The organism is Sphingobium sp. HDIP04 (assembly GCF_000445085.1).
Taxonomy (GTDB): Bacteria; Pseudomonadota; Alphaproteobacteria; order Sphingomonadales; family Sphingomonadaceae; genus Sphingobium; species Sphingobium indicum.
The window spans coordinates 1-3,225 of sequence record NZ_ATDO01000016.1; the positions used below are offsets into that span (position 1 = coordinate 1).

General features: G+C 68.1%; 4 protein-coding genes and 1 pseudogene. 2 read left to right on the forward strand and 3 right to left on the reverse strand.

From position 1 onward, the window contains the following. Window positions 1-497, reverse strand: a 497-nt coding sequence (locus L286_RS0124040) for a TolC family protein (RefSeq protein WP_031292940.1), incomplete at its 3' end; no start/stop codon positions are given. An 88-nt stretch (window positions 498-585) separates the two neighbouring features. On the opposite strand from L286_RS0124040, the gene L286_RS25425 reads away from it, so the two are divergent. Both L286_RS25425 and L286_RS25430 read left to right on the forward strand, forming a co-directional pair. After that, complete coding sequence (locus L286_RS25425; RefSeq protein WP_013041002.1) at window positions 586-1,227, forward strand: TetR/AcrR family transcriptional regulator; 642 nt, start codon at window positions 586-588, stop codon at window positions 1,225-1,227. A gap of 53 nt (window positions 1,228-1,280) precedes the next feature. After that, window positions 1,281-1,904, forward strand: a complete 624-nt coding sequence (locus L286_RS25430) for a response regulator transcription factor (protein WP_020821195.1) — start codon at window positions 1,281-1,283, stop codon at window positions 1,902-1,904. A 113-nt stretch (window positions 1,905-2,017) separates the two neighbouring features. Here L286_RS25430 and L286_RS25435 read toward each other — a convergent pair whose 3' ends face one another. Together L286_RS25435 and L286_RS25440 are read right to left on the reverse strand one after the other, a co-directional pair. Next, a complete protein-coding gene (locus L286_RS25435; protein WP_021222910.1) occupies window positions 2,018-2,971 on the reverse strand; it encodes a zinc transporter ZntB in 954 nt (317 codons plus the stop codon). Next, window positions 2,968-3,225 (reverse strand): annotated as a pseudogene (locus L286_RS25440) (siroheme synthase); the annotation flags it as partial. The pseudogene L286_RS25440 and the gene L286_RS25435, both read right to left, overlap by 4 nt.

Here is a 3,225-nt window from a genome sequence, read left to right on the forward strand (position 1 = left end):
GCCGCCGCCAGCGCCGCCCGGTTCCTGCCCCACAGGTCGAGGTCGAAGCCGAAATTCAGCGCCACCCGGCCCGTGCCCAGCCAGCCCTTGGGCACGAATTCCTTGGGCATGCCCATATTGTAGCTGGACTTGGTCACGCCGCTATTGGCGTCGAGGTCGATCGCGGGCAGCAGCGGCGCGCCCGCCTGCTGCGCGGCGGCATTGGCCTCAGCGAAGCGGGCGGCGGCGGCGGCGACGTCCGGCGATCCCTTCAGCCCTTCCTCTATCAGCGCGTCGAGCTGGGGATCGCCATAGGCCTTCCACCATCCTTCCGCCGGCCATTGGGTGGCATTGTCGGCCTGCAGGCTGCGTTCCGCCGCGATGCTGGCCGGCCCGCGCGCGACCGGCTGCGGACCCAGGTCCGGCACCGCCGCGCAGGCGGACAGCAAGGCCGCGCCGGCGAGAAGCCCGGTCCGGGCGGAAAAGCGCGAAGGATTCGGATGGCGACTCGCGGGCATAAAAACCGTACCAGATAGTATGAAATCAGGCTTTGCGCCGGTTGCGAATCCTTGTCAACAGAAATAGCGTACTATATGGTACGATTTCATGACAAAGCCCCTTCCCCCGCTCAGCCGCAGAGAGGCACGGCGTAGAGATCGACGCAAGGCCATATTGGACGTGGCGTCGCGTTCCTTCATGGAAAATGGCTATGCCGCGACGACGATGTCGTCGATCGCCGCGACGCTGGGCGGATCGAAGGGCACGCTCTGGAGCTATTTCCCGTGCAAGGAGGCGTTGTTCGCCGCCGTTCTGGACGACGCGACCACCGCCTATCGGGCGCGCCTCGCCGAAATCCTGGATCCTGAGGGCGACCTTGCGGGAACGTTGCGGACGCTGGGGTTGAACCTGCTCACGAAAATCACCTCGCCCGAAAGCATCGCGCTCTATCGGCTGGTGGCGTCCGAATCGGGCCGCTTTCCCGAAATGGGCGCGATCTTCTACCAATATGCGCCCGGCAGCACGCGGCGGCTGATAGCCGAATTCCTGGAAAGGGCGATGGACCGCGGCCTTTTGCGCCGCGCCGATCCCGAACTGGCGGCGCGCACCTTCGCCGTCCTGATGCTGTCGGGCTGTCACCAGTCGCTGGTCTGGGGACAGATCGAACGGGCGACGGCGGAGCAGATCGAGGCCGATGTCGAACATGGGCTGGACTGTTTCCTGCGCGCCTATGCGCCGCCGGCCCGTTAACCATTTCTTTGCCCGCCGATCCTATGCTGCGCGCCTGCAACAGGTGGGACGCCATGCAATTCTGGAAACGCGAAAGCATCAGCAGGCCGCAACGGGCGCAGGCCCAGGCAAATGGGCGGGCGCCCCGGCGATTGCGCCTTCTGCTGGTCGATGAAGACGCCACGTCCCGCGCCGTCGTGGCGCGGCGGCTGTCGCATCTGGGCTATGACGTCGCGCTGGCGGAACATGGCTTTTCCGCGCTCAACATGCTGGTCACGCGGCCGGTGGACATCATCCTGATCGACATGGGGCTGACGCTGCTGCCCGCCCTGACGACGATGCGGAAGATCCGGGCGGCGGGCCTGGCCGACAATGCCTGCTTCGTCATGATCGGCGGGCGGAACGACAGGGTCTCCGCCGTGGAGGCGCTGGACGCGGGCGCCGACGACCATGTGGTCAAGCCGTTCGATTTCGACCTGCTGGATGCGCGGCTGCGCCATCTGTGCGCGCGGGCCGAGCAGGTCGGCGCGCTGGCGCGGCACAATGCCGAACTGGACGCCCGGATCGCCCGGCGCGCCCTGGAACTGGGCGAAACGCGGGACGCGCTGGCGGAAATGCAGGCGGACCGGGCGCGGCTGGTGTCGTCGATCCAGGCGCTGCATGACGAGATCGCCCGGTTGAACGCGGCGCGGAATTAGGGGTTGGGAGCGATTTTAGGCGGGTTGGGCGGAAGAGGCTCGACCTGCGCAGTTCCCCTCCACCACTGCCTTTGGCGGTGGTCCCCCTCCCCATCGAAGATGGGGAGGATTTTTTATTTGAGCCATTGCGTTGCCGCGAACCAGCCGCTGATGCCGGCGGCCATGGCTACGCAGACTCCGACCACGCCCCAGAAGGCCCAGGGTTCGTGGGCATAGGGGATGCCTTCGACATTCATGCCCAGCAGGCCGGTCAGGAAGGTCAGCGGCAGGAACACCAGCGCCACCACCGAAATGATCAGCGCCTGCCGGTTCATCTGTTCGGCGCGCAGGTCGGTCAATTCTTCATGGGCGAGCGCGGAGCGTTCGCGCACCGCCTCCAGTTCCTCGGCCATGCGGGCGCAGCGGTCGGCGGCTTCCTGCAGGTGCAGCCGGTCGTCCGGCTCCAGCCAGGGCGCGTCCGCGGCGGACAGTCTTTCCAGCGCCTGCCGCTGCGGCGCGATGAAGCGGCGATAGCCGATGGCGGTGGCGCGGATTTCCGACACCCGCCGCCGCGCCTCCGCCGGGCCATGTTCGGTCAGCGCGCTTTCGATCTCATCCAGTCCGTCGCCCAGATCGGCGACTTCAGGGTCCAGCGCTTCGGTGATCTGCTGCGCGAAGGCGGCGATCAGGTCGCCCGGATCGCGTATCCTGCCCGCCAGCATCTGCGCCGCCACGGGTTCCATCGCGGCGAGCGGACGATAGCTGACGGAGATGACCCGCGCCTGTTCGGCCCAAAGGCGGATCGACACCAGCGGATCGCCCACCCCGTCCTCCGCCGCGCCCAGCCCGCGCAGGTTCACCAGCGCGCCATGCCCCATCAGCGTGCAGCGGGGCCGGGTTTCCTGCGCCAGCAGCGCGGACAGGGCGGCTTGCGGCATATGGTCGCAGCGGGACACGACCGTGCGGGCATCCTCCCGCCAGCCGTCGGCATGCACCCAACTGAAGGGCGCGTCCTCCGTCCGCTCGCAGAAGGCGTCCAGCGAGATTTCCCGCGCCTGCCCGCCCTCGAAAAGGAAGACCCGGCTCATGGCGCCATCTCCAGCCAGAGCGACAGACCCGACTCCAGACGAGCGGGCGGCGCGCTTGCCGCGATGCGCGCCGCGTCGGCGCGGGCGCGGTCAAGGATCGCGGCGGGCACGCCGGGCGCGTGATAGACGCGATCCGCTTCGCCCAGCAGGCGGGCGGCGCGCAGCGTCAGATCGTCGGGATCGGCGGACAGCAGGCGGATCTTTTCCAGCCGGTCGGCATCGGCGTCGCCGCTTCCGGCCAGCCAGTCCGGCAC

Coding starts and splice junctions, on each gene's coding strand:
- L286_RS25425 (WP_013041002.1), top strand. CDS start 586: ATGACAAAGCCCCTTCCCCCGCTCAGCCGCAGAGAGGCACGGCGTAGA.
- L286_RS25430 (WP_020821195.1), top strand. CDS start 1,281: ATGCAATTCTGGAAACGCGAAAGCATCAGCAGGCCGCAACGGGCGCAG.
- L286_RS25435 (WP_021222910.1), bottom strand. CDS start 2,971: ATGAGCCGGGTCTTCCTTTTCGAGGGCGGGCAGGCGCGGGAAATCTCG.